The organism is Streptomyces marokkonensis (genome assembly GCF_039539045.1).
Lineage (GTDB): Bacteria > Actinomycetota > Actinomycetes > Streptomycetales > Streptomycetaceae > Streptomyces > Streptomyces marokkonensis.
Genome location: NZ_BAABCQ010000367.1, coordinates 1 through 1586, shown reverse-complemented (window position 1 = coordinate 1586; position 1586 = coordinate 1). Strand labels below are relative to the sequence as shown.

Here is a 1586-nt window from a genome sequence, read left to right as displayed (position 1 = left end):
AGCTTGGCGTTTAACCTCGCTGGGCTTGGTGTTCCTTGATTGACTCGGCGCGTTTGACGGTCTTGCCGACATCGTGGCGCCTGGCCCGTTGCTTGTTCTTCGAGCCGGGTGGTCGTCCGGGGCCTGGGCGGGACGGTTTCGGTGCGGCTGCCGGGCGGGCCGCGGTCGCGCGGATGTTGCGAAACCCCCGGCGGACGCGGGCGGGGGTGAGGCAGCGGGGTTTTGCGGGCCGTTCCCAGGGGCGGCGTAGGTCCTCGGCAAGGGACCGGGCGAGGCGGAGTTGGGTGTGGGCGGCGATGATCAGCCAGGTCCACAGGTCGGCCGCGTCGGGATTCCTGACCTTCGGGGCCGTCCAGCCCAAGGTCTGCTTCATCAGCCGGAAGGTGTGCTCCAGGTCGAAGCGGCGGAGAAAGGACTGCCACCAGCGGTCCACGTCTGCCGGTGCGGCAGCGGTGGCCGAGCACCACAGCCAGACCGGTTTCGGGTCCCGGTCACCGGGCAGGTGCTCGACCTTCAGGCGGATCAACGTGCCGTGCAGAACGGGGAGTTCTTCCTTGGCGTGGTTCAGCCAGGGGCCGCGGTGGGTAAGCCGGGGGTGCATCCGGTCCCAGGCCGTCGCGGTGGCCGTGCCGTAGCGGGTGGTGTCCGTGGCGGTCGTTACGTCGGGCTCGTGCCAGCTGTCGGGCTTCTTGAACGTGAGAACGCCGCCATGCCGACGGGGGCGCCCGCCCCGGGGGCCCGACCGGGCAGGGCCTGGGTCGCGGAGCATGACCCGGTCCGAGCGCAGGCGCCCTACCAGCACGACGGGCAGGCCAGCGAGCGCGTGGGTCAGGTAGGCGACGTCGTAGCCGGAGTCCATCATGATCAGGATGTCCGGGTCGCCCGGCTTCCAGTGGCCCGCGCTCGTCAACCGGTCGACGGTGTTGCGGAGTTGGGCTGCAGTGACGGTGGTCGCGTCATCGGCCGGGCCCAGGCGGACTGCGTCCAGCAGAGCGACCCAGGAGGTGCGGCCGGACTCCAGTGCCGCGACGAAAGAGTAGGGCCAGCCGGGCACCAGTTGGTCCGAGCTGCGGTCGCCGCGTCCGTAGACATGGCAGAAGAGCCGGTCGGCGCTGGTGGGAGCGTCGGGTCGCAGCCAGTGCGACACGTCCACGGCGAGCACGATCCGCCCGTCGGCCGCCTTCGGCAGCGGCAGGCCGGCCAGCGCACGGCGCAACCGCGTCGGCTCCAGCCACCCCCGGCCCAGGGCCGCGTACAGCGCACCGTGCCCGCGCCGGTGCTCGACCTCCAGCGACAGTTCGACCAGGGTCTTCACCGGCCCGTCCGCGCACAGCATCGCGTCCGCCAGCTCGAAGAGTGCGTCCTGGCGAGCGTAGAGGCATTCGTAGAACTCGACCCGAAAGCGGGACAACACGTCCAACGCCTCGCCTGCGGGCGCATCGACAGACAGACTCATACACAGTGGCCGTTCTCTTGTACTTCGTGACTCGACATCTCGAAGCGTGGAGAACGGCCGCCCCCGCTGTCCCGGAAAGAACCGCAGATCAGCAGGTCGTGTGACCTGCGAGGTTAAACGCCAAGCTCAG

Annotated in this window: 1 protein-coding gene; it reads right to left on the bottom strand. The window is 69.8% G+C overall.

Annotation, left to right across the window (positions count from 1 at the left end; all coding sequences use genetic code 11):
* Positions 1–10: 10 nt before the first annotated feature.
* On the bottom strand, positions 11–1456 hold the full coding sequence (locus ABEA26_RS35905) for an NF041680 family putative transposase (RefSeq protein WP_345598261.1): 1446 nt from the start codon (positions 1454–1456) through the stop codon (positions 11–13).
* Positions 1457–1586 lie beyond the last annotated feature (130 nt).

Excerpts from the sequence above, each read along its gene's own strand:
- ABEA26_RS35905 (WP_345598261.1), bottom strand. The coding sequence starts at position 1,456 with ATGAGTCTGTCTGTCGATGCGCCCGCAGGCGAGGCGTTGGACGTGTTG.